General features: G+C 62.9%; 29 protein-coding genes. 17 read left to right on the top strand and 12 right to left on the bottom strand.

The window, feature by feature from the left end; translation table 11 throughout:
- Window positions 1-7: 7 nt before the first annotated feature.
- From SJY20_RS17890 to SJY20_RS17865, 6 genes are all read right to left on the bottom strand, one after another.
- Window positions 8-484 (bottom strand): hypothetical protein, encoded by a 477-nt coding sequence (locus SJY20_RS17890; RefSeq protein ID WP_031392891.1) that lies wholly within the window; start codon window positions 482-484, stop codon window positions 8-10.
- Window positions 485-497: 13 nt separating this feature from the next.
- Window positions 498-1,742 carry a molybdopterin-dependent oxidoreductase gene (locus tag SJY20_RS17885; protein WP_197975372.1) on the bottom strand — a complete coding sequence of 415 codons (1,245 nt, stop codon included), beginning with the start codon at window positions 1,740-1,742 and terminating at the stop codon, window positions 498-500.
- Window positions 1,743-1,848: 106 nt separating this feature from the next.
- A complete protein-coding gene (locus tag SJY20_RS17880) occupies window positions 1,849-3,000 on the bottom strand; it encodes a TDT family transporter (protein WP_031392889.1) in 1,152 nt (383 codons plus the stop codon).
- A complete protein-coding gene (locus tag SJY20_RS17875; protein ID WP_031392888.1) occupies window positions 2,997-3,869 on the bottom strand; it encodes a LysR family transcriptional regulator in 873 nt (290 codons plus the stop codon). The genes SJY20_RS17880 and SJY20_RS17875 overlap by 4 nt, the downstream gene beginning before the upstream one ends.
- A gap of 88 nt (window positions 3,870-3,957) precedes the next feature.
- Complete coding sequence (locus SJY20_RS17870; protein WP_031392887.1) at window positions 3,958-4,941, bottom strand: malate dehydrogenase; 984 nt, start codon at window positions 4,939-4,941, stop codon at window positions 3,958-3,960.
- Between the two features lie 46 nt (window positions 4,942-4,987).
- Window positions 4,988-6,157: a hypothetical protein gene (locus SJY20_RS17865; RefSeq protein ID WP_051916164.1), complete on the bottom strand. Its 1,170-nt coding sequence runs from the start codon at window positions 6,155-6,157 to the stop codon at window positions 4,988-4,990.
- Between the two features lie 159 nt (window positions 6,158-6,316).
- Between SJY20_RS17865 and SJY20_RS17860 the strand changes: the two genes are divergently transcribed.
- On the top strand, window positions 6,317-6,799 hold the full coding sequence (locus SJY20_RS17860; RefSeq protein ID WP_235525130.1) for a DUF305 domain-containing protein: 483 nt from the start codon (window positions 6,317-6,319) through the stop codon (window positions 6,797-6,799).
- Window positions 6,796-8,214 carry a YncE family protein gene (locus SJY20_RS17855; RefSeq protein WP_051916163.1) on the top strand — a complete coding sequence of 473 codons (1,419 nt, stop codon included), beginning with the start codon at window positions 6,796-6,798 and terminating at the stop codon, window positions 8,212-8,214. The genes SJY20_RS17860 and SJY20_RS17855 overlap by 4 nt, the downstream gene beginning before the upstream one ends.
- A 283-nt stretch (window positions 8,215-8,497) precedes the next feature.
- On the opposite strand, the gene SJY20_RS17850 is transcribed toward SJY20_RS17855, so the two are convergent.
- Window positions 8,498-8,767, bottom strand: a complete 270-nt coding sequence (locus SJY20_RS17850; protein WP_031392883.1) for a ribbon-helix-helix domain-containing protein — start codon at window positions 8,765-8,767, stop codon at window positions 8,498-8,500.
- 1 nt (window position 8,768) lies between these two features.
- Window positions 8,769-9,446 (bottom strand): ParA family partition ATPase, encoded by a 678-nt coding sequence (gene parA, locus SJY20_RS17845; protein ID WP_031392882.1) that lies wholly within the window; start codon window positions 9,444-9,446, stop codon window positions 8,769-8,771.
- 201 nt (window positions 9,447-9,647) lie between these two features.
- On the opposite strand from parA, the gene SJY20_RS17840 reads away from it, so the two are divergent.
- The 4 genes from SJY20_RS17840 to SJY20_RS17825 all read left to right on the top strand — a co-directional run bounded on the left by SJY20_RS17840 (window position 9,648) and on the right by SJY20_RS17825 (window position 12,491).
- Window positions 9,648-10,118: a hypothetical protein gene (locus SJY20_RS17840; protein WP_031392881.1), complete on the top strand. Its 471-nt coding sequence runs from the start codon at window positions 9,648-9,650 to the stop codon at window positions 10,116-10,118.
- A 146-nt stretch (window positions 10,119-10,264) separates the two neighbouring features.
- The gene (locus SJY20_RS17835) at window positions 10,265-10,828 is read left to right on the top strand and encodes a recombinase family protein (protein ID WP_031392880.1); all 564 of its coding nucleotides are present in this window, start codon (window positions 10,265-10,267) and stop codon (window positions 10,826-10,828) included.
- A 608-nt stretch (window positions 10,829-11,436) separates the two neighbouring features.
- Window positions 11,437-11,919, top strand: coding sequence for a helix-turn-helix domain-containing protein (locus tag SJY20_RS17830; protein ID WP_055763354.1), 483 nt, complete (start codon window positions 11,437-11,439; stop codon window positions 11,917-11,919).
- On the top strand, window positions 11,919-12,491 hold the full coding sequence (locus SJY20_RS17825; protein WP_055763351.1) for a putative toxin-antitoxin system toxin component, PIN family: 573 nt from the start codon (window positions 11,919-11,921) through the stop codon (window positions 12,489-12,491). Before SJY20_RS17830 ends, SJY20_RS17825 begins: the two co-directional genes overlap by 1 nt.
- 221 nt (window positions 12,492-12,712) lie before the next feature.
- Here SJY20_RS17825 and SJY20_RS17820 read toward each other — a convergent pair whose 3' ends face one another.
- The 4 genes from SJY20_RS17820 to copC all read right to left on the bottom strand — a co-directional run bounded on the left by SJY20_RS17820 (window position 12,713) and on the right by copC (window position 16,996).
- Window positions 12,713-13,096, bottom strand: coding sequence for a MerR family DNA-binding protein (locus tag SJY20_RS17820; RefSeq protein ID WP_055763348.1), 384 nt, complete (start codon window positions 13,094-13,096; stop codon window positions 12,713-12,715).
- Entirely contained in the window at window positions 13,093-15,567 is a 2,475-nt protein-coding gene (locus tag SJY20_RS17815; protein ID WP_082445487.1) for a heavy metal translocating P-type ATPase, read from the bottom strand. Before SJY20_RS17815 ends, SJY20_RS17820 begins: the two co-directional genes overlap by 4 nt.
- Before the next feature lie 126 nt (window positions 15,568-15,693).
- Window positions 15,694-16,623, bottom strand: a complete 930-nt coding sequence (gene copD, locus SJY20_RS17810) for a copper homeostasis membrane protein CopD (protein ID WP_055763342.1) — start codon at window positions 16,621-16,623, stop codon at window positions 15,694-15,696.
- Between the two features lies 1 nt (window position 16,624).
- On the bottom strand, window positions 16,625-16,996 hold the full coding sequence (gene copC / locus SJY20_RS17805; protein WP_055763339.1) for a copper homeostasis periplasmic binding protein CopC: 372 nt from the start codon (window positions 16,994-16,996) through the stop codon (window positions 16,625-16,627).
- A 122-nt stretch (window positions 16,997-17,118) separates the two neighbouring features.
- Between copC and SJY20_RS17800 the strand changes: the two genes are divergently transcribed.
- The 11 genes from SJY20_RS17800 to SJY20_RS17750 form a co-directional block, all read left to right on the top strand.
- On the top strand, window positions 17,119-17,391 hold the full coding sequence (locus tag SJY20_RS17800; RefSeq protein WP_055763369.1) for a hypothetical protein: 273 nt from the start codon (window positions 17,119-17,121) through the stop codon (window positions 17,389-17,391).
- Complete coding sequence (locus SJY20_RS17795) at window positions 17,388-17,828, top strand: periplasmic heavy metal sensor (RefSeq protein WP_055763336.1); 441 nt, start codon at window positions 17,388-17,390, stop codon at window positions 17,826-17,828. Before SJY20_RS17800 ends, SJY20_RS17795 begins: the two co-directional genes overlap by 4 nt.
- Window positions 17,825-18,418, top strand: a complete 594-nt coding sequence (locus SJY20_RS17790; RefSeq protein WP_055763333.1) for an RNA polymerase sigma factor — start codon at window positions 17,825-17,827, stop codon at window positions 18,416-18,418. The genes SJY20_RS17795 and SJY20_RS17790 overlap by 4 nt, the downstream gene beginning before the upstream one ends.
- 43 nt (window positions 18,419-18,461) lie before the next feature.
- On the top strand, window positions 18,462-20,399 hold the full coding sequence (locus tag SJY20_RS17785) for a copper resistance system multicopper oxidase (protein ID WP_056405756.1): 1,938 nt from the start codon (window positions 18,462-18,464) through the stop codon (window positions 20,397-20,399).
- Entirely contained in the window at window positions 20,396-21,607 is a 1,212-nt protein-coding gene (locus SJY20_RS17780; RefSeq protein ID WP_055763326.1) for a copper resistance protein B, read from the top strand. The genes SJY20_RS17785 and SJY20_RS17780 overlap by 4 nt, the downstream gene beginning before the upstream one ends.
- Complete coding sequence (locus tag SJY20_RS17775; protein ID WP_055763323.1) at window positions 21,598-22,350, top strand: PepSY domain-containing protein; 753 nt, start codon at window positions 21,598-21,600, stop codon at window positions 22,348-22,350. Before SJY20_RS17780 ends, SJY20_RS17775 begins: the two co-directional genes overlap by 10 nt.
- Before the next feature lie 36 nt (window positions 22,351-22,386).
- A complete protein-coding gene (locus SJY20_RS17770) occupies window positions 22,387-22,776 on the top strand; it encodes a DUF305 domain-containing protein (RefSeq protein WP_235516307.1) in 390 nt (129 codons plus the stop codon).
- 54 nt (window positions 22,777-22,830) lie between these two features.
- On the top strand, window positions 22,831-23,274 hold the full coding sequence (locus tag SJY20_RS17765; protein ID WP_055763320.1) for a DUF411 domain-containing protein: 444 nt from the start codon (window positions 22,831-22,833) through the stop codon (window positions 23,272-23,274).
- Between the two features lie 173 nt (window positions 23,275-23,447).
- Complete coding sequence (locus SJY20_RS17760; RefSeq protein ID WP_055763316.1) at window positions 23,448-23,780, top strand: helix-turn-helix transcriptional regulator; 333 nt, start codon at window positions 23,448-23,450, stop codon at window positions 23,778-23,780.
- 11 nt (window positions 23,781-23,791) lie between these two features.
- Window positions 23,792-24,220, top strand: a complete 429-nt coding sequence (gene arsC, locus SJY20_RS17755; RefSeq protein WP_082446616.1) for an arsenate reductase (glutaredoxin) — start codon at window positions 23,792-23,794, stop codon at window positions 24,218-24,220.
- The coding region (locus tag SJY20_RS17750) for an ArsB/NhaD family transporter (protein WP_380788795.1) at window positions 24,220-24,826 on the top strand (607 nt) is incomplete at its 3' end. The genes arsC and SJY20_RS17750, both read left to right, overlap by 1 nt.

Raw genomic sequence — 24,826 nt, 5'->3', positions numbered from 1 at the left:
GATGTGCTTAGCCTGATCCCCCCGATACGTCGGGCGCAGCCTTCGGATCGGGGTCTTGCGCCTTGCCCTTCGCGGCGCCCGGCTGCTTTGCGCTCATGGCGGTCAGATAAGCGACGATCGCCGGCACGTCAGCCTGTGCAACAGGAGCCTTGTAGACCTCGCGCATCTTGGTGACCTCCGCGGTCCACTGATCGGAGGAGAGTGGCGGCTGGTTCAGCGCCATGCTCGCCGAATGACACGAGGTGCAGTTGGCGTTGATGACGTCGGCATGCGGGCCGGCGGGATATTGCCCTTCGTCGGTCGGGAGATCGACCGAGGTGGACGCCAGCGAGAAGCCGCGCGCCGAAACGCTTGGCGGCGGTGGTGCGGTCGGGGCGGCAGGCGGCGGGGCGATGCGGCTGTTCGGGGCACCGATCGCGAGTAGAAGAACGACGGTCGCGCCGACGAACCCGAACGACAGCGTGCCGATGGAAGGCGTTTTCATGGGGGAGCGCTCCTCAGCCGACGACGATGTTGGTGGTTTCGATGTTGCCGCGCATGAACCCGCCCGGGTTCCAGATCGGCGTCATCGGCTGCGCGATGCCGGCGGTGTTCCAGCAGCGCGACATCAGTCTGGTCGGGCCCGCATGGCTGAGCGGCACCTGCGCATCCCAGCGGCGGAAACTGTATTTGCCGTGATCGGGGCCAAGCGTCGTCTTGTACCAGCTCTTGCCGTTGTCGGTCGACACATCGACCTTGGCGACGCCGCAATCGCCGCCCATCGCGATGCCGCCCAGCGGGATTGACCGGTCAAACGCGATCGCCTGCCCTTCGTCGAGGCTCGTGACCCAACTGCGCGGGATCATCTTGTTGATCGGGACGGCCGGGAAATCCTTCTGGCCAGGCCGCACGTTCGCGCCTGGAGTGTCAGGGATCTTGTACGCCTTGGCCATCCAGTAACCGTCGTCGGGCGCGGCAAGCACCTCGATGTCGTTCAGCATCTTGACCCAATAGGTCGAATACCAGCCGGGTACGATCAGCCGGACCGGGAAGCCGTTGAGGAGCGGCATCTGTTCACCGTTCATCCCGAAGGCGAGCATCACTTCGCCGTCGCGTGCGTGGTCGATCGACAGCGACTTCGCAAAATCCGGTCCACCCGCGACCACCGGCTGGTCGAGCGCACCGAACCGCACCGCGACCGCGCCCGGCTTCACGCCGGCGATATCGAGCACGTCGCGCAGGCGCACGCCGAGCCATTTGGCGTTGCCCATCGCCCCGTGACGCCACTGCGCACCGGCAACAGGGGGCTGGAACAGCGCACGCGAATTGCCCGAGCATTGGTTGATCGCCGCCAGCTCGACGCGTGGCAACTTCAGCAGTTGCGCGAGCGAGATCGACAGCGGCCGCGTGACCGCGCCGTGCACCTTGATCCGGAACGCCTCGACATCGATCGCGGTCGGAATGTCGGCCCAGTGCCAGCGGACGAAGAACTGGTCGTTCGGTGTGAAGACGTCGCCATTGAACACGCTCATCGGCGTTTCCAGCAGCGGCGGGTGGATCCGCTGGAGGATCATGCTGCCCTTGCCGGGGAACGCACTGGTTATCGGCCGTTCCGATGGGCCACCCGGAAGATGCAGGTCGACCATGCTCTGCGCCAGCGCGGGTGCGGCGATCAGCGCGCCGCTGCCGATCGCAGCCTCTGCGAGAAAGCGACGGCGGTTCGTCGCCTGCGCCAGTTTCATATCCAGGCTGTCCACCAGCATTCTCCCTTCGATGTCATGCTCTTATGCGCGATCCGTCCGACGGTCTGCCCGGTACGGGTCGATCGGATGGGCCGGTTCGATCCGGCAGGACGATCAGTTCGGCCCATCAATTGGCTTGGGCGATGCAGGGCGACACGAACAGGTTTCCGCGCCAGCCGCCTGCGACCGTCTTGGCGCCGACCAGCAGCCACATCGCTGCGAGCGCGATGGTGAGGATGGTGCCGACGATCCCGAAAAAGCCGAGCTGGAGCGTCGTGCCGAGCTTGAAGGTGGCGACAGTGTAGACGCCGAGCGGGAAGGTGTAGCCCCACCAGCCAAGGTTGAACGGGATACCCGCGCGCCAGTAGCGGATCGTGATCAGCGTCGCGAGCGCCAGCCACCACAGGCCGAAGCCCCAGAGCAACAGCCCGGCGATCGTGCCGATCCCCTGCGCTACCGCGCCGATCTGGCCGAGGCCGTTGGCGGCGAGGATCGCGGGCGCGTCGCTACCGAGCACCAGCATCCCGAGCGCACCGGTGCCGATCGGACCGAGCGCGAGCCAGCTCGAGGCGGCCATGCTCTCGTGCGGCAGCTTGTGGAGAGCCATCCGCAGGATCAGGATCGCGAGAATGCCGAACGCGACCGGCACCGAATAGGCCCACAGGACATAGGAGGTCGCCAGCACCACGAACTGATGATGGGCGTCGGCCAGATGCGGTGCGAGCAGGCCTCCGCTCGCGCCTGCGACCTCGGCCGCGACCACTGGCAGGAGCCACACCGCGGTCATGCCGTCGAGCGAATGTTCGTGCCGGGTAAACATGAGGTAGGGGATCGCTACACCGCAGGCGAGCGACATCGCGACGTCGATCCACCACAATGTCTCGGCGATCGGGATCACGCCGGCGCCGAACCGCGGCAGGCCGAACGCCAGGAACCCGTTGATGATCGTCGCGAGGCCCATCGGGATCGTACCGATGAACATCGATACGGTGTTGTGCCCGAAGATCCGCCGCGCCTCGTGCCCGAACATCGTCCAGCGCGCGGTGTAGAGCCCGGCGAACAGCGTGAAGAGCGCGATGTTGAAATACCACAATGCCTCGCCGACCGGGTGCAGCGACGTGCCGACGCCCGGCACCTGCGGTAAGGCCAGCGCCAGGATACCGGTGCCCATGGTCGCGGCGAACCAGTTGGGCGTGAACTGCCGGATCATCTCGCGCGGTGAGTCGAGCCGGCTGAGCGGCTTCAGGCCATCAAGAACGGGTTTCAGATCGGCGGTCACTTGCCAGTCTCCTTGATGAGATCGGTCAGCGCATCGGCCGCCCGGGTACGATAGCGCTCTTTGTGCCGCAGCGCGTAGAACGGACGCCGCGGCAGACCGAGCGGCAGATCGTGCAACGTTCCGGCCGCGATTGCAGGTGCGACGACATGCTGCGACAGGACCGCGACGCCTGCGCCAGCCTCGACCGCGCTACGTACCGCCTCGTTCGACGGCAGGGTCAGCGCGGTGGTGAGGTCCGACGGATCGACGCCGCGCTGGCGCAACACCTCCTCGAACGACGAGCGCGTGCCCGATCCCTGTTCGCGGACGATCCAGCGCGCGGCGCGGATCCAGTCCTCGTCGATCGTGTCGGCTGCGCGATCGCTTACCAGCACCATGCGGTCGTTCGCGACCGTCCAATGCGCGAGCGCGGGCTCGTCGATCACACCCTCGACGAAGCCGAGCTCGACCGCACCGTCGAGCACGCGCGCCGCGGCCCCCTCGGTGTTGTCGATCGCCAGTTCGATTGAGATCGCGGGGTAGCGCGCATGGAACGCCGCCAGCTGGCGGGGCAGCCAATAGCCTGCGATCGTCTGGCTTGCGACCAGCCGCAGTGTGCCGCGCTCCAGTCCTGCATATTCGGCCAGTGCAAGTTCCGCGCTGGCGGCACGGCCAAGCACTGCGCGCGCGTCGACCAGAAACATGCGGCCCGCTTCGGACAGTTCGATCCCGCGGCCGACCCGGTGGAACAGCGGCACGCCGTGCCGAGCTTCTAGCGCGGCGATGGCAGCGCTTGCGGCTGACTGCGTCACATTGAGCGCTTCGGCAGCGCGCGTCATGTGCTCGCGCTCTGCGACACCGACGAAAATCCTGAGTTGTTCGAGGGTCATGCCCGATCTCCTTGCCCCAATGATAGGGAAAGGAGATCAATCGCACCAACCAAAGATTACAGTCATTCCAATCAGATATACCGATCGTTCATTTCAGAATGTCGATAACCGCCTCACGTTCATCGACCAGTTCGGCAATCGTGCGATCGAGCATCGATCGCTGGAACGGATCGAGGGTCAGGCCTTCGATACGCGCATACCCACCGCTCATGCAGTGCACCGGCACGCCGCACACCAGTCCTTGCGGGATACCGTAGGAGCCATCTGACACCACGCCCATCGACACCCAATTATCGCCTGCGCCGTGCACCCAGTCGCGCAGATGGTCGATCGCTGCATTTGCGGCCGACGCGGCCGAGGACGCACCCCGTGCTTCGATGATCGCGGTTCCGCGCTGCGCAACGGTGGGGATCAGGGTTTCGCGGTACCAGGCCTCGTTTCCGATACGGTCGGCAAGCTTTTGGCCATCGAGTTCGGCATTCCCCCAGTCGGCAAACATCGTCGGCGAATGGTTTCCCCAGACGACGAGCTTTGTAATCGCATCGACACCTACACCCGCCTTGGCCGCAAGCTGTCCCTGCGCGCGGTTGTGATCGAGGCGGATCATCGACGTGATGTTTTCGGCAGGAAAACCCGGTGCGCTTTGCGCAAGAATCCAGGCATTTGTGTTGGCGGGATTGCCGACGACCAGGATCTTGGCGTCACGTTTGGCCACTGCGTCCAATGCTGCGCCCTGCGTCTTGAAGATCGCTGCGTTGGCAGCGAGCAAATCACGGCGCTCCATGCCCTTTGAGCGGGGACGAGACCCAACCAGCATGGCCGCATCGATGTCCTTGAAAGCCACCATCGGATCATCAGTAATGATCACACCTGCCAGTAGCGGGAACGCGCAATCCTCCAGTTCCATGACCACGCCGCGTACGGCGTCCATAGCCTGCGGCACGTCGAGCAGTTGAAGGATAACGGGCTGGTCCGGTCCGAACACGTCACCCTGCGCAACCCGGAAGAGCAGCGAATAGCAAATTTGTCCTGCGGCACCGCTGATCGCGATCCTGACGGGGGGCTTGGTCATTTTAGAAAGGGCTTTCCTTGGGAAATTACAGACGGTGTAAGACCGATCAACGCGCCGCCACGGCAAGCGCCGCATCGCGCCCGGATGGCACCAGATTGGCGAGACCTTTTCCTGATCGCACGGCACCAGGAACGTAGATCAGGCTTTGCGCATCCGTACTGATAGGGATTGTCGACACGGTGGTGTACGTCAGCGTGTCGATCCCAGCGACCTTGTTGGTTCCGGCCAGGCTGGCATAGATTCTCGTACCATCGCCCGACGGCCAAACCGCACTTGGAGCCGCTTGTAGCGGGACGGTTGCCACAGCCTCCAGGCTGTCGGTTCTATAGACCTTGATTGCAGGTTGATCGCCGCCAATGCTGACATAGGCAAAGGAATCGTCCGCGCGCTGGGCGAAGTTGACCGCGCCCGTTGCTGGACCAGTGTTTATCACTTCGCGTACCGCAAACGGCGGTTTGGCAGCAAAAACCGTGGTCGTGCCGCTCTCGCGGCGTGTTGCCCAAATCTGTTTGCCATCTGGCGAGACCGCGATTGCTCCCTCACCTGCACCGTTGCTGGCAACGTGTCCGACGACGCGCCGATGCTCGACGTCGACAACCAGGATGGACGGCCTTTCAGTAAGCGATACAAAGGCATAGCGTCCGTTTGGCGACAGGATGGTCGCGCCCGCTCCGCCACTTGCTGGTACGCGGGTGATCTCCCGCGCGGTCTTAGGATCCACGACTGCGATGGCATGTTCATCGCCGAGCGAAACCCAGAGTTCGTGCCCATTGGGCGTAAACGCGACGGCGGTAGGCGACGTCTGGAACACGGTCCGGCCTCGTTCCGTGTTCGTGGCCAGATCTACGAGCGTCACACTGTGCTGCGCTAATGCCGATACCGCCAGGGTCCGCCCGTCACGCGTTGCAGCCAGGTGCTGGACTTTGGGGCTGGAAAAGCTGGGCTCAGCTATCGCGCTTTTGGTGAGGTCGATGCGTCCCAGTTCGTTGCCCGCTGCAGGATCGATGACAACGATCTTTGTCGATGTCGGGTCAGACACATAGATCCGGTCATGATGACTAAGGTCGATATCAGCCTTCGACCACGGTGCCTGAACCGCCTTGATATCGCAGGGAAAGTCGTCCGCCGCAGGTGCAGCCCAATAGGCCTGAGCGATCGCCGGGACTGGGGCTACGGAGGCCAACATCGCGGCAACCAGAACGATCGCAGCTTTCATCGTTTGATCCTTATCGCGGATCCGGCGGGTGATCGTGCCAGTCCGATGCCGCTAGATCGACCGATATCTCCCCTGCGTCCAACGCATGGTAGCGATGGTTTCAATACGAAAACGCGATCATAGATTGTCTACCGTTCTTTTTAGATGATCAGAACAACCATGCTTATGCGTTGGATCGATGGCTGCGCCGCGATCATTTACGCTGTCACGCTCGGCATTCATCGCTCGCGTGTCATAAATGGGAATACTAAAGGCATGACGATGAAATCTCGCACGGCCTTGCTAACGGCGATAGCCGTGTCCGTATCGACGGGTGCGTTAGCGCAAACGGACGGTTTCGCGTCCGCAATGGATGCGGCGATGGCGCGGATGCACGGCGCGATGATGACCGGTTATTCAAGCGATCCCGATCGCGACTTCGCAAGAATGATGATCCCGCATCATCAGGGTGCGATCGACATGGCCGAAGTCGAACTGCGGTTCGGCAAGGATGAACGCCTGCGCCGGCTCGCCCAGGGAATCATCGTCGAACAGCGTCAGGAAATCGCGGTGATGCAGGGCATCCTATCCGAAGGCGGCGCGTTGCTGCCTCACACCGAACCGACCGCGACCGGTCACCCCCATCACGGAGACCGTCCATGAAGCGTTTCACCCTAACCGCCTGCGCCGCCTTGTGTTTCTCGGGCCCTGCGTTTGCCCAGCAAGTGCCGAACGCGACCCCCGACGTCCCCGTCAGCGCGCAGGACCGGTTCTACACCTCGGACCAGTTCTCCAACACCGTGTCGGTGATCGATCCGTCGACCAACACGCTGCTCGGCGTGATAAAACTCGGCGACCAGACCCCCGCGAACCTCAGCCCGCTCTACAAGGGACAGCTGCTCGTCCACGGCATGGGCTTCTCGCCTGATCGCAAGACGCTGGCGGCGATCTCGATCGGCTCGAACTCGGTGACGTTCATCGACACTGCGACCAATGCCGTGAAGCATACGACCTATGTGGGCCGATCGCCGCACGAAGCGTTCTTCCGCCCCGACGGTCGCGAAGTCTGGGTCGCGGTGCGCGGCGAGGATTATATCCAGGTGCTCGACGGCAAGACCTTCGCGCCGACTACGCGCATCCCCGTTCCTAATGGCCCCGGCATGACGATCTTCTCGCCGAACGGGAAATACGGTTACGTCTGTTCGAGCTTTTCTCCCGAGACCGTTGTGATCGACACCGCCTCGAAGAAGATCGTCGGTCGCGTCAAGCAGGCGAGCCCGTTCTGCCCCGACATCGCCGCGACGCCCGACGGCAAGCAGGTCTGGTTGACGCTGAAAGACGTCGGCAAAGTCATGGTGTTCGACGCCAAGCCACCCTTCGCAGTGCTCAAGACGTTCGACACAGGCGCGATCACCAACCACGTCAACATCGCCCGCACCAAGGCTGGCCAGTTCGCCTATGTGACGGTCGGCACCGAGAACGTCGTCAAGGTGTTCCGCACCACCGACTTCGCGCAGGTCGCGAACATCCCGGTCGGCGCGCTCCCGCACGGCCTTTGGCCGTCGGGCGACGGTACGCGGATGTATGTCGGGCTGGAGAACGCCGACGCAGTCGCGGCGATCGATACCGCCAGCAACACCGTTATCGCGACGATTCCGATCGGTCAGGGGCCCCAAGGCGTGGCCTACGTTCCCGGCGCGGTGCCGGTAGGCGATGGCCGTGCAAACCTGATGCCGCTCGCCCAGGCCGGCATGAAGATCCAGCTGACTCTTTCCGGGACTGGGCGCAGCCAGGTCACGCTGTTCGATCAGGGCCAAGTCCAGATTTTGCAGGCGGCGGTTGCGGGCCTCAGTCCAAAGATGCCCTATGTCCTTGGGCTATCCTCCCGCGCTGATGGCAGCGGCGTGATCCAGCCTCTGGCGAAGTTCATGACCAATCCGGCGGGCGGCGCGATAGTCAACACGCTCGGACCGCTCCGCCAGATCGTCAGCGACGCAAAAGGCGACATGCGCCGTTACCTCGTCATTGCTCCGGGCGACCCGATGATGCCGGGCGCCGTCGTTCAGGTGCAAAAATGAGGATTCCGGTGAAACCTGCGATCTCTTGTCCGTATCCGGTATCTTGGTCATGACGCTGGTATAGGCTGCCGCAGCGTTTTGAGACTGTCGGAAAACACATGCTTTCGGACAGGGTGCGCTCCGGCCTTGGGTCGTGGCGCCAACAGGATGGCAGAGTGTGCGACAAACCCTGTCGCTTTGGTCAGCTGTACGGAAACCCGAATCTGGGGGTTTGCTGACACCCGATCGCGTTAGCGTACATCTGGGTCCGTTCTATGTGCAGACCCCTCTTCAAAGCTGCGCGTCACCGCTCCCCGAACGGGTGCTTGCCGTACTGGCGCATGAGAAGGTCGATTGCCTCGCCCATCAAGGCCTGAAGGGTAGTTCCGTTCTCGGCCGCCAGCACATTTAAGCCTCGGCTAACTTCCGGACTAAAGTATGCGCTGACAGCCTTCTTGCCCTGCCGCGCCGCCGATCGCACCGACGCCGAGCCCTCAATGGCTGGGGTCGAGACGCTCGGCTCCACCTTCGCGCGTTCTGCACGCTGCTGCCTCATGGCGCCAAATTTGCTCATGTCAGCCTCGCTTCTTTCTGCCCTGCTTACTTGTGGGCAAGTTCACACGTTCGCTTGTCCACGTCCATAGCGCGGCGATCTCCTCCGCCGCCTTACCGTCAGGCTCCGCCTCTATCGCGGTTTTCCCTTGCGCCGTGCTGTGGTGATAGATCGCGCGCATCGTGAGCATGACGGGCGCGACCGGCACACCCATACCCTCAACGCCTTCGCTGCCCTCAATCAGCTCCCGCGCGTCTCTGTAAGTAGTTGGCGCGCGCTGAGGACCGCCCATGAAGAGCACGAAGGCCGGCTTGCCTGCTGCCTTCACCAGCTCGGCCGTCGTTTCAACGGCTGACAAGTCGAACGCTTGGGGACGACAAGGAATAAGGATCAGGTCCGCAGCCTTGCACGCCTCGCGCGCCATGATGTCCGCGTGTGGGGGCGTATCGATAATGACTAGGTCCGCGCCTAGATCGGCTGCTTGCTGCACCTTGCGCGGAAGGAGGGTGGGGGAGGCACAATCTACGACCTCAGGGTCCGCGCCGCCTCGCCAGTGGTTCCATTGGCTAGCGGTCGCTTGCGGGTCCGCGTCGAGGATCAGCGCGGAGAGGCCCGCACTGGTGGCGGCACCGGCAAGGTGGATGGCAAGCGTGGTCTTACCCGCTCCGCCCTTCTGGCTGATGATAGATATGGTCTTCATGTAGCCCCTGCACGTGTTCGCGTGTGAACATGATGGATAGCACACAAGTGAGCAAGATAACAATCTCACTTGTGAACTGATAGCCTTCGTGGCCTGTAGCAGCGTGGTTGGGTGGTCGTAAGCTGCACCCGAGGTTCGCGGCATAAGGGAGCATACGTGACAGGAATATCAGGGGGGTCAGGATCAGGCGGCTGGACGTGGGTGCAGGGCTTCGGAACGGCCTTTGCGGGCGTGCTTGCCTACCTTGGCGCGCGTTTTGGCGCGCAGGCCGGGAAGGAGAACGCAGACAAGGCCATCTTCGTCCAGATCGTCACCAGCGAGCGCGCGGTATGGCGAGAAGCAATGCGAGGGCTGGTTGTAGAGTTAACGGCCGAGGTGCGGCGTGGTGCAGTTAGCCCTGCCAAGCCGGTGAATTGGCGAAAGGTACATGCCGCGCGCGCTGGTATCGTACTCCGCCTAAACCCGGCCTGCCGCGACGTAGGGACTGAGGACAAACATGCCCTGGATCGCGCGCTCTTCCGCGCAGTCGAGGAGCTAGTGAGTGCGCGGCATACTCCAAAGCCCGATTGGCTCAAAAAGGCGGATACGGTCGAGAAAGCAGCCCAACGGCTCATCAAGAAGGAATGGGACAAGTCGAAGAAGGAGGCTCGCACAGGCAGGCTTGAAGAATGAGGCTGTGAGGGCCGCAGGATAGCAACTGTCGACTGTCTCAAATGTTCTAAGTTTCGCAACAGAGCCCTTAGAGCTCGTGTTCTCTCATGTGCTGATGTCGCAAAAGTCGGTTGCAAAATACTTTTATTACGATACAATTTTGCAACATGCTGATTGGCTATGCTCGTGTGTCCACCGATGACCAAGATCTCCGGCTGCAACGCGCCGCGTTGAAGGAGGCCGGATGCAAGCGGACGTTCGAGGAGAAGATCTCGGGCGCGAAGCGTGACCGGCCCGAGCTGGCCAAGATGATCGAGCAGCTGCGCGACGACGACACGGTGGTAGTGACGCGGCTCGACCGACTGGCGCGCTCGACGCGCGACCTGCTGGACATCGCCGAGAAGCTGAAGGAGGCTGGTTCCGGCCTGCGCTCGCTGGCCGAGCCCTGGGCCGACACGACCTCGCCAGCTGGTCGCATGGTGCTGACCGTGTTCGCCGGCATCGCTGAGTTCGAGCGTGAGCTGATCCACCAGCGCACCAGCAGCGGACGAGTGGCGGCTAAGGCGAGGGGAGTCCGCTTTGGCCGTCCGCCAAAGCTCACCCCCGATCAGATCACGCTCGGCGAACGATTGATAAGCGAAGGCACATCGGTGCGCGAAGCCGCCAAGCTGCTCAAATGCCACCATGCCACACTCTACCGGGCGCTGACCGCAGCGACGGTGGCTTTATAATGCGGTGGACTGCGCAGCCTGACACTTCGGCAGGGAAGGCCTGATGCCTATCCGGCCCGAGCACGTGTTCTTGTACCCGATCGACTGGGTGCAGCTATCACACCAGGTACGCTTCGTGCGGGCGGGGGGACACTGCGAGCATTGTGGACGTCCCCACAGGCAGAAGGTCTTCCACCTAGGCGACGGACGGTGGTGGGATCGGAACCGGCAATGCTGGCGCAATGGCCGGGGCCGGCGCGTGCGACGGCCTACGGAAAACATTCTGGTACAAGGCCGGTGGACACCGGTGGTCCTGGCCTGTGCGCACCTTAACCATGATCCGAGCGACAGTGCGCTTCACCAGCTCGCAGCGCTCTGCCAACGCTGCCACATGCTCTACGATGGCCCGGAGCATCGACGCCGGCGCTGGATGAACGCGCACTATCGGCGTGCGCTGGGTGATCTGTTCTACGGTCCATACCCCAAGCTGGGAGGCGACTGGATTACGCCCACCCCGCTCAGCATGCTCGACGATCACCGCAGTGGAACGTCTTCCCGTTGACACTCGTTTCACTTATTGCGTTTACAACTCGCAGTCACTAGATGGCTTCCGCCCTGGGAGATGAAACATGGCCGCCGTGGCCTTCAATATCGACGAGGCCTACGAGCCTACTGCACACGAGATCGAGGCGGCCGGTAACGCCGCGCGTGCACTGTCGAGGGTAGATTCCAGCCGCCCTATTCACCTGACTGTAGAAGGGGCAGGTGAGGACGTTATCAGCCTGCCGTCTGGTGTGTTCAACAGCATCGTCAAGATGCTAGTTGAGATCGGCAACGGTCATGCCGTCACTGTCGTGCCGGTACAGGCAGAGCTTACAACTAGCCAAGCAGCCGACCTGCTCAACATGTCGCGTCCACACCTCATTAAGCTCTTAGAACGCGGTGATCTGCCGTTCCGGATGGTCGGCACGCATCGTAAGCTGCTCGGACGCGACGTGCTGACCTACCGCAGCCGCATGGATGCGGCCCGGCATGAGGCCCTGCAGGAAATGGCGGATCTGGATCAGGAAGCTGGCCTCTTCGACGATCACACGCCTCTCGATCGTCCCTGATGCTGGTCGGCCGCTACACCGTCCTGCTCGATGCCAACGTCATGCACCCCTCCATCGTGCGGGGTGCGCTTTTGTGGTTCGCCGCCAGCCGGCTGTTCCGGCCGCTCTGGAGCGAGGCCATCCTGGCCGAGTGGGAGGAAAGCTTAAGGCGACGGTTTGCCGATCTGGCAGCTGACCATTTCCAACGCCAGCGGACCTACATGGACAGCTTCGGAGAGGCGCTGGTGGAAGGCTACGAACCGCTGATGCCTGCCCTGACACTGCCTGATCCCAAGGACGTCCATGTTCTTGCCGCAGCGATTCACGGCAGAGCCGACGCGATTGTCACGTACAACCTCAAGGATTTTCCGGTCGAAGCAGCCGCCCGCCACGGTATCGAGGTGAAGCATCCCGACGACTTCATCGTTAATGTCATCGACCTCGATACGGCCAAGGCGCTGACCGCAATCGGAAACCAACGCCGTCAGTTTCACAATCCCGCTGTCACCGCCGAAGATTACCTCGACCGCTTTCGGAAAAGCGATTTGGTCCAAGCAAGCCACCGACTGCAACCCCTTGTCGAGCTATTCTGAATGAGGGTTCTGACACCAGTAAGCGCTTGAAAGGCGGCGACCTATCTCAAGCGTCAGAACCGTTCGGTTTTGACACAAAGCTTCCTCGAAAACGATGGTCTTTTGGGAACGATAGATCTTTCCCAAAAGCCGTTTTCACACGAGAAGGGAGAACACTAGAACCGCTTGCGAACGCCCACAGGCGGTAGAGCGCGGCACGCTAAGCGCCGCGCTCGATCGGATTATTCAGCGAGGCTTTCGATAATTGGGCACTCCGGGCGATCATCGCCGTGACAGCGCTCAACCAAGTCGATCAGCGCCAATTGCATAGCTTTCAACGCGCGCGCCTTGCGGCCCAGCTCGGCAGCGCGCGCTTTCGCCAGCGCCTTAACTTCGGCGCTCGACCGATCCCGATCCGACCACAAGCCGAGTAGCGTGCGGATCTCCTCGATTGGAAACCCAAGGTCTCGCGCGTTGGCGATGAACCGCAGCCGATGAATGTCCACTTCCGAATAATCCCGGTAGCTCCCGCGCCGGAGCGGTGCGGGCACAAGGTCGATCTTCTCGTAGTGGCGGATCATGCGTTGCGAGACGCCGCTGGCCTCCGACGCCGCCCCGATGTTCATAGTTTCACCGTGTTCAGACGCAGCGCGTTGAGCACGACGGTGAAGGAAGAGAGGGCCATCGCAGCGCCAGCCAGCATTGGTGACAGAAGGATGCCGGCAACGGGGTAGAGCACGCCGGCCGCGACGGGCACGCCGACCCCGTTGAACAGGAATGAGAAGAACAGGTTCTGCCGAATGTTCCGCATCGTCGCACGGGCGAGCTTGCGCGCGCGCACGATCGCCGAAAGATCGCCGCGTGTGAGCGTCATGCCCGCGCTTTCTATCGCTACGTCGGTTCCCGTCCCCATCGCGAGCCCAACGTCGGCAGCGGCCAGCGCCGGGGCGTCGTTGATACCGTCGCCGGCCATTGCAACCTTGGCACCATCAGCTTTCAATTCGCCGATGATCCGCGCCTTATCTTCCGGTCGCAGATCGGCGCGTACATCGTCCAGGCCGCCCACGGCGCGCGCAACCGCATCGGCCGTCCCGCGATTGTCGCCCGTCAGCATGATAACGCGCAGACCTTCCTTGCGAAGAGCCGCGATGGCGTCGCGCGCCGAAGGGCGCACCGGGTCAGCAACCGCGAGCAAGCCCGCGAGTGCGCCGTCGATCGCGATCAGGATGACGCCGGCTCCCTCGCTCCGATGGCGATCGGCCGAAGCGTCGAGTGACTGGGGATCGGCACCGACCCGGCTCATTTGTGCGGCATTGCCGATCACCACCGATCGGCCGCCAACCGTGGCACTGACACCCATGCCGGTCTGCGAAGCGAAGTCTGCGACCGTGGCGAGTTGCAATCCGCGTTCCTTGGCGGCGACGACGATCGCGTGGGCTAGCGGGTGTTCGGACTGTCCTTCGACAGCCGCAGCGAGCGCGAGCATGTCGTTCTCTCCAACGGTGCCGGTTGCCTCGATCGCGACCAGCGACGGCTTGCCTTCCGTTAGCGTGCCCGTCTTGTCGATGACCAGCGTATCGACCTTATCGAGTGCCTGTAGGCTTTCGGCATTCTTGACGAGCACGCCGGCCTGCGCGCCGCGGCCGGTGCCAACCATAATCGACATAGGGGTCGCGAGCCCGAGCGCGCACGGGCAGGCGATCACCAGCACGGCGATCGCATTAAGAAGGGCGTGACCCATGCGTGGCTCGGGACCGACCAGCGACCACACCACGAAGGTCGCGACCGAGATCAGCACGACCAAAGGTACGAACCAGCCCGATACCCGGTCGGCGACCGCCTGGATCGGGGCACGGCTGCGCTGCGCTTCCGCGACCATGCGGACGATGCGCGCCAGCATCGTGTCCGAACCGACCGCGCCGGCTTCCATAACGAGGCTGCCCGTGCCGTTCACCGTCCCCCCCGTGACTGCGGCATCGACTTCCTTGAGGACGGGGGCCGGCTCGCCGGTGAGCATGGATTCATCGACCGAGGAGCGACCCTCGACCACCACGCCATCGACCGGGATCGCATCGCCGGGGCGGACCCGCAACCGATCTCCGGTTGCCACGTCGGCAAGGCTGACTTCTTCCTCTGACCCGTCAGACCGCAACCGTCGCGCTGTCTTGGGAGCGAGGTCCATGAGGGCGCGTATCGCGCGGCCAGTCGCCGCTCTGGCGCGCAATTCGAGAACCTGTCCGAGCAACACCAGTGTCACGACGACGCCGGCAGCTTCGTAATAGACTGGGACCATGCCCCCGTGCATCCGGAACGTCGCAGGGAAGATGCTGGGCGCGAGTGTTGCGACCAGGCTGTAGAGGAATGCCGCACCGACGCCGATCGCGATCAGCGTGAACATATTCAGATGGCGGGTGCGAAGCGACATCCACCCCCGCTCGAAAAACGGCCATCCCGCCCACAGCACAATTGGCGCAGTGAGTGCGAGTTGGACCCAAGGCGAAGCGGTAGGGCTAACAACATGGAGCCCAAACATCTCGGCGAACATCGAAACAATGAGCAGCGGAACGGTGAGCGCTCCTGCTACCCACAAACGCCGGGTGAAATCGACTAGTTCTGGATTGGGACCGTCATCGAGCGACGGCTCTTCCGGTTCGAGGGCCATGCCGCAAATGGGGCACGTTCCCGGCCCTTCCCGACGAATCTCAGGGTGCATGGGGCACGTCCACATCGCTCCCGGGGTTGCCACCGGCTCGGGCTTTGGCTTGGCCCCAAGGTAGGCATCAGGGTCAGCGACGAACTTGGTTCGACACCCTGCACTACAGAAATGATACTCGTGCCCGGCATGCTCGGCATGGTGCGCTGTTTTTGCCAGATCAACGGTCATGCCGCATACCGGGTCGGTCACTGTGGCAGAAGGTTCTCCGCCCGCTTTCCCTGAGCAGCATCCTTCCTTGGCAGCTTGTGGAACAGCCGGAGATTTGGAGGACGAGCAGCAGGACGCGCCCGCCTCGCGCTCGATCGCAGCAGCTTTATCAGCTTGCTTGTTCGAGCACCCGCAGCCCCCGGCCAAATGGGCGTGGAAATCAGGGTCGTTCATAGAAAAACTCCTTCAACCCGAGAGCATGTAGGGTCTGACACCGTGTCAGGGTCAAGCCCCCCTTCCAACGACTCACGGCACCTAATTAAATTACGTCGCAAAGCTCGATTGCCCTCAAACCAATAGCTACATGGCCGACGCAGGGGGTTCGAGCGTGCCGAGCCAACCTACCAGCACGAGGATCGCGACCACGCACGAAGCCTCGACTGCAAGACTTGTTCGCAAGGTTCGCAGCGCGCCTTTATAATCGCCTGCTGACACCGATCGTTCGAATGCCGGTGTAAAGCGGAAGCGGTTAAGCGAAGCGAGTCCGAGCATCCCACCCAACAGCACAAGCTTGGCGATCAAGAGCCTGCCGTAGACCGTCGTGCCGAGGGTCGGGAGATTGCCAAGGCCAACCAACAGCCAAGCGTTGATGAGGCCGGTGATGACGATCGTACCGACGACAATCGTGCCGGTCAGACCGAACCCGTGCAGCGCTCGATAGGTCAGTGCGAGGTGGGCGGCATCGGTGCGCCGCGCTGGTCGTGTCACCAGCAGCCCAAGCCCGAGCAGCGCTCCCACCCACGCACCAGCGCTCAGGAGATGGAGGATATCGGCCGCCAGATGCACCCACCCGGTCGCGCCTTCGTCCATCGCCCCGTGCCCCGTCCAGGCGAGCGTTGCGAGAGCGACGCCGGAAAAGATGGCGACCAAGCCAAGCGGCATCGTGCGCCGCGCCGCTATTAGGGCAGCGATAGACGCCACCAAGAGCGCGATCATGCGTACTTTCCATGCCGTGCCCGTTGCGGAGTCAGAGAGCAGCATTCCGACTGCTTCCCGATCGATCGGCCACGGAGGTGCACCTGCCATCGCGGCTGCGAGCAGCGCGACCGCTATGCCGGAGAATAGCAGGGCGAGAAGCCCGGTCCCGAACAGCCAAGGGCGGAAGGCAAGCGCGTTGCCGCGCTCACCGACCTTCAACCCGTAGAGGCCGAATGCCGAGAGGCCGAACAGCCCGCTCAGCGTCACGTAAAGCGCGAAGCGAACCGCGATCAGCGGCCAGTCGGCTTCCACCTTACTTCACCGTGAAGGCGTAGTTTCCGGTGATGCGGTGTGTGTCGGTCGAGACCACATGCCAGGCAAGCTTATAGCTACCCGCGCCGAGCGGCGACTTGGGCGTGACGACGAGGGTGCGACCGTCCGAGCCGACAGTTGCGGTCCCGACGACTTTCATTGGTGCGTGCGTCATGCCGCCATGCCCGGTCATCATCAGATCCGCACCGGAAAACTTGGGCATCAGCTTCTCGCTGAAGCGCAGTGTGACATTGGCGGGCTTCGCGACCATCGCATTCGGTGCCGGGGATGCGGATACGAGTTTGGGATGGGCCTGGGCGGCTCCGGCAAGGCCGAGAAGGACGACAGCGGTAGGAAGGAAGACGCGACGCATGGGAATACTCCGATCAGGTTCGTGCCTGTTCTACGCGGCCCGGCCGCTCGCCCCTCATGACGGAAGTCGAGGGGTGATGGGCATCGCTGCGTAACAAGTGGTAGAGGCGCGGAGTGGACAGCATGGACGATCTAGACAGAACATTGGCGAGGCTCGCGGGCGCACCCGTGCCGGCATCGCTGGACGGGATCGAAGCGCAGGTGTTCGCACGCATCGGTGCGCAGCCCGTCGCACGGTTGACCGGATTGGGCGTCGGGGGCGTGATGGTCGCAGCGCTCGCGATCGGCATGGTTGGCGCGGAACTTCCGGCGACCGCCAGCCCTGCGGTGTCGCTTTCGCCGCTCGGGGGCGCATCACCACTGGCGCCATCGGTCTTGCTGATTGGTGAGCCATGACATCGACCAAGCGGCTTATCGTCTGCGTTGTACTGGCCTTCCTCGCGGCTATCGCAGGCGTATTTCTTGCGCGCGTGTTGCTGCCCCAGCCTAAGCAACCGGGCACCGCCTTGCACGAGGTCCTGCACCATAAGCTGGCGCTTGATGGCAATCAGCAGGCCCGGCTGAAAAGCCTAGAGGACCGGTTCGCGGTGCAACGCCACGCGCTGGAATTGGAAATGCGCGCGGACAATGCACGGCTAGCCGAGGCCATTGAGACCGAGCATGGCAACGGCCCCAAGGTGACCGCCGCGGTCGATCAGAGTCATGCGGCGATGGGCGAGTTACAGAAGGCAACGTTGGCGCATATCTTCGCCATGCGGCAGCTTTTGCGCCCGGATCAGACCCCCCAATTCGATGCTGCGGTGGTGAAGGCGCTCACCGACGACCAGGGGTGAGCCTCGATTGGACCACCCTGTCCGACGGCGAACTGGCGACGCTCAGCATCGCTGGCCGACAAGCGGCATTCTCCGAAATCATGCGTCGCTATCGTCAGCCTATATTCCGGCTCGCGCGCGCCTTTGTCGGCGAGGCCGACGAAGCGCTCGATTTGGTTCAAGAGACGTTTGTCGCGGCGCATCAGGCGATGCCGCGCTACGATACACAGCGGGCGATGAAAGCATGGCTTTCTACGATCGCCGTCAACAAATGCCGGGATTGGGCAAGGAAGCGCGCGGTCCGTCGGTTTTTCTCCTTTGCCGCACCGCTCGACGAACAGGCCGAGACGATCGCGGACGATCAGGTAGCAATCGATGACGCAGCAGCCGATCGGCAGGAACTTGCCAAAGTGACGCGCGCCATCGCGACCTTGCCGATGAATCTCAAAGAACCGTTGGTGCTCCGCACGATCGAGGGTTTGAGCCAGGCGGAAACGGCCGATGTATTGGGGATCAGCCAGAAGGCGGTCGAAACCAGGCTATATCGGGCTCGCGCGCGCCTCGCCGAAAATTTGAAAGAGAACCAAGGGGTAGGCGCACGGGACGCGTAAGAGGTGAGACGGGCCGGCAGCGGCTCAATCCCAAGGAGCTACCATGTCGCGCGTTCTAGACCGCCGCCAATTGCTGCGCGGTGCCACTCTTGCAGGAGGCGGTGTTGCGCTGTCGGCATATATGCCGGCATGGGCGCAGCCTGTTTCCGCTGGTATTGTGAAGCCGCTGCCTACTGTATCGGGTGATGAAATCCGGCTCCGGGTCGCGCACCAGATGATGATGATCGACGGACGGCAGAGCCACGCCATCGGCATTAACGGCACTGTGCCCGCACCGCTGATCCGGCTGCGGGAAGGTCAGACCGTGCGGCTGCATGTCGAGAACGGTCTTGATGAGCAGACCTCGTTGCACTGGCACGGCCTGATCGTGCCGTTCCAGATGGACGGCGTGCCGGGCGTTGCCTTCCCCGGCATCGATAAGCGCACGACCTTCACCTACGAGTTCCCGATCGTGCAGGCCGGCACCTATTGGTATCACAGCCATTCCGGGTTGCAGGAGCAGATGGGGCTCTACGGCCCCATCGTGATCGACCCCAAGGGCGTTGACCCGATCCAGTCGGATCGCGAGCACGTTATCGTGCTGTCCGACCACAGCCAGCTCCACCCGCATCGCATCTTCATGAAGCTCAAGAAGCAGTCGGGCTATTTCAACCGGCAGCAGCAGACGCTCGCCGGCCTGCTCAAGGGCGAGGACCAGCCGCTCAAGGATCGCCTCGATTGGGGCAAGATGCGGATGGACCCGACCGACGTCGCCGACGTGACGGGTTCAAACTACACCTATCTCGTCAACGGGCATGGGCCGCAGGACAATTGGACGGGGCTGTTCAGGCCGGGCGAGCGGGTGCGGCTGCGTGTCATCAATGCGTCCGCGATGACGACCTTCAACGTCCGGATTCCGGGGTTGAAGCTGAGCGTTGTCCAGGCGGACGGCCTCAACGTCCGTCCCGTTGAGGTCGACGAGTTCCAGATCGGCGTGGCCGAGACCTACGACGTGATCGTCACTCCATCGGACGAGCGCGCCTACACGCTGGTCGGTGAGAGCGTGGACAGGTCCGGCATGGCGCGCGCAACGCTAAGCCCCCGCGAAGGCATGGCCGCTGAAGTCCCTCCACTTCGCAAGCGCCCTGTCGCCACCATGAAGGACATGGGGATGGACATGAACATGGATATGTCGGGCGGCGGTTCGATGCAGGGCATGGACCATAGTGGCATGCCTGGAATGGATCACGGATCAATGGCCACGGCTGAAAAGCCCGCCGCTGCGATGGACCACGCGCAGATGGACCACGGTGCTGCCGGTGCCGGCGCGGGCGGAATGGCCGGGATGGATCACGGCGCGATGCAGTCGGGTGCTACGATGCCAGGCATGGCAGGTGCGCCCGACGCCGCAGGTGGTATGGCAATGGGCGGCATGGCGGGCATGGACATGAACATGCGCGACTTTTCGAAAGCGCCGGGCGTGAAGAAGGGGCCGGGTGTCCAGACCATCTCGCCGATGCCGATGGATCGTACCGGCGACCCCGGTCAGGGTCTGGAGAATGTCGGGCATCGTGTGCTGAATTACCGCGATCTGGTCGCGGTCGATCGCAATCCCGATCTGCGCGCGCCGTCGCGCGAGGTGCAGATCCACCTTACCGGCAACATGGAACGCTACATGTGGGCGCTCGACGGTGAAAAGCTGTCCGAGGTGAAGGCACCGATCCCATTTCTTGCTGGCGAGCGCGTCCGCGTCACGCTGGTCAACGACACGATGATGGGCCACCCGATCCACTTGCACGGCCACTTCTTCGAATTGGTGACGGGGCACGGCGCGTACAGCCCGAGAAAGCATACCGTCATGGTCCAACCGGGGGGCAAGGTCAGTTGGGACGTGACCGCCAACGAGGGCGATTGGGCATTCCACTGCCACATGCTCTACCACATGCACGCGGGCATGATGCAGGTCGTCCAGGTCCGTTCGGCGAAGGGAGAGGCGGCATGAAGGCGCTGCTTCTCGCCGGGATCGGCGCGCTGGTCGCCACGGCACCTGCCACGGCGCAGACGATGGACCATTCAATGATGCCGGGCATGAGCATGCCGGGCATGAAAATGCCGGCGAAAAAACCGACCGCTAGATCGAGACCGGCCACAAAGCGGGCCCCTGCCAAGAAGGCAGCGACTAGGAAGGTCCCGGCAAAGCGTCCCTCCAAGCCTGCAGCCGATCCACATGCCGAACACACGATGCCCGGCATGGACATGAGCGGTGCGAACGCGGCCGATCCGCACGCCGGCCACGACATGTCCCAAATGTCAGGCATGAACCCTGCTCCGGCTACCGCAACAGGCGAGCACACCGGCCATGATATGTCGGCGATGCCCGGCATGGATATGGCACCCGGCCAGCCAACGCAGCATGACATGTCTTCAATGCCGGGAATGGCGACCGTGCCTGTCGGTACAGACCTGAAGCCGGGCAATGCGCCCGCGCCTGCACCATCTCCGGTGCTGGCAGCGTCTCGCTATTACGGCGAGGCAGCCATGAGCGATGCCAACCGCGACCTGCGCCGCGAGCATGGCGGAATGACCTACTACCAAGTGCTCTTCAACCTTGCCGAGTATCAGGCGCGCAAAGGCGGGGACGGCTATCGATGGGATGGCGAGGCTTGGATCGGGGGAGACATCAACCGTCTCACCCTGAAGAGCGAAGGCGAGGGCACATTTGGCAAACCGCTCGAAGCGGCCGAGGTGCAGGCGCTCTACAGCCGTGCGCTCGATCCCTATTGGAACCTTCAGGCGGGCGTCCGCTACGACTTCAAGCCGAACCCTTCTCGCACCTACGCGACGGTCGGGATCGAGGGGCTTGCGCCCTATTGGTTCGACGTCGAGGGGGCACTGTTCCTTTCTGACAAGGGCGACGTGCTTGGCCGAGCCGAGGCATGGTACGACGAGCGAGTGACACAATTCTTCGTCCTTCAGCCTCGCGTGGAAGCCAACTTTGCAGCCCAAGACGTGCGCCAGGACGGCATCGGATCGGGGCTTACGGACCTCGAACTCGGGCTCAGGCTGCGCTACGAAAAGTCGCGTGAGTTTGCGCCCTACATCGGCGTGTCGTGGGAAAGGCAATTCGGCGACACGGCACGCTTCACGAGAGCACGCGGTGATGACACGGGCGGCTTCAGCTTCGTTGCCGGCGTGAGGACCTGGTTCTGAGGAGCGGCAGGCTCCGCCTTCATGTCGGTGCCAGCAAGCTTCATCGCTGGCTGGCACTGATTATCGGGGTGCAGCTACTGCTCTGGTTCTCCAGCGGCTTGTTGATGAGCATCCTGCCGATCGAGCGGGTACGAGGAGAACACCTCGTTGCACGCGAGAACACGGCGACGATCGATCCGGCTCAGGAGTTTGCTTCCCCGGCATCGGTGTTGGGCGCTGCCCCCGGCCCGGTGCGCGAACTGCGCTACACGACCTTGTTCGGACAACCCGTCGCCGAGTTGACGATGGCTAACGGCACGGTCCGGATGCACGACGCCCGGACCGGTTTGCCGATGCAGCGTATCGATGCGCCCTTTGCGCTACGAGTTGCACGCGCGGCATATCGCGGCCCCGGTGTCCCTGTTGCGTCCGTCATGTTTGCTCGAACAGCGAGCACGGAGTTTCGTGGCAAACTGCCGGTCTGGCGTGTGGAGTTCGAGGACGCCGAGACGACGCGCGTGTTCGTGTCACCGGAGAACGGTAGGATTGTCGGTGTCCGAACGGGTACGTGGCGGCTCTATGATTTTTTCTGGGGCCTCCACATCATGGACTGGAAAAACCATGAGAACTTCAACACCCCTTGGATGATGGCATTTGCAGCTGGGGGGCTAGCCCTTGCGGTGGCAGGCGTGGTGCTGCTCTACATGCGCTGGCCGCGCCGCAGGCAAAGAAAAGTCCAAGGGGTGCACGACGTTGCCGCGTAACTCTCTCTAGGTGGGGGATACCTCGGGAGAACGACTATGAAGACCATTACCACGATCGGCATGTTAGCCGCAGCGCTCGCCGCCAGTCCGCTTGCCGCACAGAGCAGCATGGCGGGCATGGATCATAGCCAGATGCAGGGAATGGATCATTCCAAGATGATGAATGATCCGGGCAATCCTTACGCCGCATCCGAGATGGACATGCATCAGAAGATGATGGCCGCGAAGCAGGGAGACGCATCGGAGATGTGGACCCGCAAGATGATCGAACATCATCGTGGAGCCGTTACCATGTCGCGCGTGGCGCTTCGGGACGCGAAGGATGCCGACACGAAGCGGATGGCGCAGATGACCATTACGAAGCAGGAAAAGGACATCGCCGAGCTTCAGGGCTGGCTCAAGTCGCATGGCAAGCGCGCCCAATAAGGCCGCTGGCAGGAACCCCGCCCCCGGGCGGGGCTTCACCAAAGGAGTTTAGCAATGAAGTTTACGATCCGGAGTGCGATCGTCGCCGCAGCGATGATGACCCCGGCTGTGGCCTTAGCGGCGAACAGCATTGCCATGCACCGCGATCCAGGGTGCGGCTGTTGCGAGCAGTGGGCCAAGCAGGTCCGTCAGCAGTTCGGGCGCAACGTGCAGATCATCGATGACGCTCACCGCGATGTGCTTCAGCGCAAGATGGGTGTCCCCGCCGACCTCAGTTCATGTCACACCGCGGTAGTCGACGGTATGGCATTTGAGGGCCATGTACCGATTGCCGACATGAAACGGGTGCTTGCCCAGCATCCCAAAGGCGTAAACGGGCTTGCCGTGCCGGGTATGCCGGTGGGATCACCTGGCATGGAAATGCCGGGCATGAACGCACAGCCCTATGAGGTGATCGCGTTCGGACCAACCGGACGCAAGGTGTTCGCCCGCCATTAAAAGAGGGAGGCGCGGACGCCTCCCTCCCATTTACTTTTCATGCCCGACATGTCGTGGCCGGCATGGTCTTTACGCCTGCCGCTTTCATGTCGGTGCAGGGCGTTGTCGGAATCGATAGTGGTTTGAAGATCGTGAGAGCTTTCATAACTTAACATATCCGCTATGCCGGATGCATGGATAACGATTCGGCTATCATTGCGCTTGGTGCGCTCGCGCAAGGCACACGCCTCGACGTGTTTCGCCTGCTGGTTCGCCACGAACCGGACGGCATGGCGGCGGGTGAAATTGCCCGTCAGCTCGACGTGCCGCAGAACACCATGTCCGCGCACCTCGGCATTCTCGCGCGCGCCGGCATCGTGCGCTCGGAACGGCATAGCCGGTCGATTATTTACCGTGCCGATCTAGACGGGCTGCGCGCGCTAACGCTGTTCCTCGTCAAGGATTGCTGTGCCGGCTCGCCTGAACTGTGTGCGCCGCTCCTGGCCGAACTCACCCCCTGCTGCTGAAAGGACGCCCCGTGGCCGTCGATATCGTGATCTATCACAACCCCGAGTGCGGCACGTCGCGCAACACGCTGGCGATGATCCGCAATGCTGGCATCGAGCCGCACGTCATCGAATATCTGAAAACCCCACCCTCGCGCGCGTTGCTGGTCGAGCTGATCGACCGCGCCGGGATCACGCCCCGCGATCTGCTACGCGAGAAGGGGACGCCCTATGCGGAGCTGGGCCTTGGTGACGATGCGCTGTCAGACGACACGCTGGTGGACGCGATGATGGCGCATCCGGTCCTCATTAACCGGCCGCTGGTCGTCTCGCCGCTCGGCGTGAAGCTGTGCCGACCGTCCGAAGCGGTCCTCGATCTGCTGCCTGATGCCCAACAGGGCGCGTTTGCCAAGGAAGACGGCGAACAGGTTGTGGATGCTTCGGGCCAGCGCATCGCCTGATGCTGCTCGCGTTCGCTATCTTCGTCGTCACGATCGCGCTCGTCATCTGGCAGCCCAAGGGCCTGGGCATCGGCTGGAGCGCGCTAGGCGGCGCGGCCGTCGCGCTACTCGTCGGGGTCGTTTCGCTCTCTGACGTGCCGGTGGTGTGGGGCATCGTCTGGAACGCGACCGCGACGTTCGTCGCGATCATCATCGTCAGCCTGTTGCTCGATGAAGCCGGGTTCTTCGAATGGGCGGCGCTCCACGTTGCGCGCTGGGGCGGGGGGCATGGTCGTCGGCTGTTCGTGCTGATCGTCCTGCTCGGGGCGGCGGTGTCGGCGCTGTTCGCCAATGATGGCGCCGCGCTGATCCTGACGCCGATCGTTATCGCGATGCTGCGTGCCCTGGGATACAAGGACAAGGCGACGCTGGCGTTCGTGATGGCGGCGGGATTCATCGCTGATACCGCCAGTCTGCCGCTGATCGTCTCCAACCTCGTCAACATCGTGTCGGCCGACTTCTTCCGGATCGGCTTTGCCGATTACGCCTCGGTGATGGTGCCGGTCGATCTGGCGTCGATCGCCGCGACACTGGTTGCGCTGCTGCTGTTCTTCCGGCGCGACATAC

It is taken from the genome of Sphingomonas sp. R86521 (genome assembly GCF_042466235.1).
GTDB lineage: Bacteria > Pseudomonadota > Alphaproteobacteria > Sphingomonadales > Sphingomonadaceae > Sphingomonas.
Note: the sequence above shows the minus strand (reverse complement) of the source record. Positions and strands in the feature narration are given on the sequence as shown.

Coding starts and splice junctions, on each gene's coding strand:
- SJY20_RS17890 (WP_031392891.1), bottom strand. CDS start 484: ATGAAAACGCCTTCCATCGGCACGCTGTCGTTCGGGTTCGTCGGCGCG.
- SJY20_RS17885 (WP_197975372.1), bottom strand. CDS start 1,742: ATGCTGGTGGACAGCCTGGATATGAAACTGGCGCAGGCGACGAACCGC.
- SJY20_RS17875 (WP_031392888.1), bottom strand. CDS start 3,869: ATGACCCTCGAACAACTCAGGATTTTCGTCGGTGTCGCAGAGCGCGAG.
- SJY20_RS17870 (WP_031392887.1), bottom strand. CDS start 4,941: ATGACCAAGCCCCCCGTCAGGATCGCGATCAGCGGTGCCGCAGGACAA.
- SJY20_RS17865 (WP_051916164.1), bottom strand. CDS start 6,157: ATGAAAGCTGCGATCGTTCTGGTTGCCGCGATGTTGGCCTCCGTAGCC.
- SJY20_RS17860 (WP_235525130.1), top strand. CDS start 6,317: ATGCTTATGCGTTGGATCGATGGCTGCGCCGCGATCATTTACGCTGTC.
- SJY20_RS17855 (WP_051916163.1), top strand. CDS start 6,796: ATGAAGCGTTTCACCCTAACCGCCTGCGCCGCCTTGTGTTTCTCGGGC.
- SJY20_RS17850 (WP_031392883.1), bottom strand. CDS start 8,767: ATGAGCAAATTTGGCGCCATGAGGCAGCAGCGTGCAGAACGCGCGAAG.
- parA (WP_031392882.1), bottom strand. CDS start 9,446: ATGAAGACCATATCTATCATCAGCCAGAAGGGCGGAGCGGGTAAGACC.
- SJY20_RS17835 (WP_031392880.1), top strand. CDS start 10,265: ATGCTGATTGGCTATGCTCGTGTGTCCACCGATGACCAAGATCTCCGG.
- SJY20_RS17830 (WP_055763354.1), top strand. CDS start 11,437: ATGGCCGCCGTGGCCTTCAATATCGACGAGGCCTACGAGCCTACTGCA.
- SJY20_RS17825 (WP_055763351.1), top strand. CDS start 11,919: ATGCTGGTCGGCCGCTACACCGTCCTGCTCGATGCCAACGTCATGCAC.
- SJY20_RS17820 (WP_055763348.1), bottom strand. CDS start 13,096: ATGAACATCGGGGCGGCGTCGGAGGCCAGCGGCGTCTCGCAACGCATG.
- SJY20_RS17815 (WP_082445487.1), bottom strand. CDS start 15,567: ATGAACGACCCTGATTTCCACGCCCATTTGGCCGGGGGCTGCGGGTGC.
- copC (WP_055763339.1), bottom strand. CDS start 16,996: ATGCGTCGCGTCTTCCTTCCTACCGCTGTCGTCCTTCTCGGCCTTGCC.
- SJY20_RS17800 (WP_055763369.1), top strand. CDS start 17,119: ATGGACGATCTAGACAGAACATTGGCGAGGCTCGCGGGCGCACCCGTG.
- SJY20_RS17795 (WP_055763336.1), top strand. CDS start 17,388: ATGACATCGACCAAGCGGCTTATCGTCTGCGTTGTACTGGCCTTCCTC.
- SJY20_RS17785 (WP_056405756.1), top strand. CDS start 18,462: ATGTCGCGCGTTCTAGACCGCCGCCAATTGCTGCGCGGTGCCACTCTT.
- SJY20_RS17780 (WP_055763326.1), top strand. CDS start 20,396: ATGAAGGCGCTGCTTCTCGCCGGGATCGGCGCGCTGGTCGCCACGGCA.
- SJY20_RS17770 (WP_235516307.1), top strand. CDS start 22,387: ATGAAGACCATTACCACGATCGGCATGTTAGCCGCAGCGCTCGCCGCC.
- SJY20_RS17765 (WP_055763320.1), top strand. CDS start 22,831: ATGAAGTTTACGATCCGGAGTGCGATCGTCGCCGCAGCGATGATGACC.
- SJY20_RS17760 (WP_055763316.1), top strand. CDS start 23,448: ATGGATAACGATTCGGCTATCATTGCGCTTGGTGCGCTCGCGCAAGGC.